Genomic DNA, 995 nt, shown 5'->3' with positions numbered 1-995 from the left:
GCTGCGGGCGCTGCGGGCGCTGCGGGCGCTGCGGGCGCTGCGGGCGCTGCGGGCGCTGCGGGCGCTGCAGGCGCTGCAGGCGCTGCAGCAGTGTGGGTGCGGCTGTCAGGTGGGGCTAGGCGTGCCAGATAGCGGCTACCTCGGGGGCTACCCGGTGGCCCTGGGCTATGGCGGCCTCGATGGCCGGCTCCCACTGGGCGGCGTCGAAGACGTTGGGGCCCAGGGACTCCAGGGCGGCCTCGTCGGGGGCGATCAGGGCCACCTTTGAGCGCTGCCGCAGGGCGTCCATCTCGGCGGCCGGGGCGCCGTGCATGCGGACCGGGGCCAGCGGCGCCAGGACCACGATGCGGGTCGCCTCGGCGGCCAGGTCGGCGTTGGTGCCGGAGCGCACGCCGCCGTCCATGTAACGGCTTCCGGCGACCGTGACCGGCGGGAAGACGCACGGCACCGCGCAACTGGCCGCGACCGCCCGGTCGAGCGGGACGCCGGAGTCGCGGTCCCACACCACCGGGTTGCCGGTGGTGGCCTCGACCGCGGTGATCAGCAACGGGCGGGCCGGCCACTCGAACAACGGCAGCCGGCGGGTCAGCAGGGCCACGTAGGCCGCCTCGGACACCACGTCGGCGGCCAGCGCCAGCTCGCCCACCTCGGCCCGGATGCCGGCCCGGTCGCGGGTCTCGTCGGTGAGGACCGCGTAGGCGCGGGAGCCGCGCTCCCAGTCGGGCTCGATCGGCGGGTCGGACTCGCCCATCTGGGCCTCCATGCGCATGGCGTCGGCCAGGTCGATGTCGCCGGCGACCACGGCACCGGCGATCGAGCCGGCCGAGGTGCCGACCACCAGGCCGGCCGTGGTCAGGTCGACGCCCGCTTCGCGCAGGCCGGTCAGCAATCCGAGATGCCAGGCGATGCCGGTGATGCCGCCGGCGCCCAGAACCAGAGCGGTGTCCATGGATCAATGCGTAGCACGTTTCGCCCAGGGCCTGTCCTGCCGATCG

The 995-nt window shown here is 75.2% G+C and carries 1 protein-coding gene; it reads right to left on the bottom strand.

The annotated features are described in order from the left end of the window. Positions 1-115 precede the first annotated feature (115 nt). Complete coding sequence (locus Ate02nite_RS44375; RefSeq protein ID WP_203814005.1) at positions 116-949, bottom strand: patatin-like phospholipase family protein; 834 nt, start codon at positions 947-949, stop codon at positions 116-118. Positions 950-995 lie beyond the last annotated feature (46 nt).

This window comes from Paractinoplanes tereljensis (genome assembly GCF_016862435.1).
GTDB lineage: Bacteria > Actinomycetota > Actinomycetes > Mycobacteriales > Micromonosporaceae > Actinoplanes > Actinoplanes tereljensis.
Note: the sequence above shows the minus strand (reverse complement) of the source record. Positions and strands in the feature narration are given on the sequence as shown.

Excerpts from the sequence above, each read along its gene's own strand:
- Ate02nite_RS44375 (WP_203814005.1), bottom strand. The coding sequence starts at position 949 with ATGGACACCGCTCTGGTTCTGGGCGCCGGCGGCATCACCGGCATCGCC.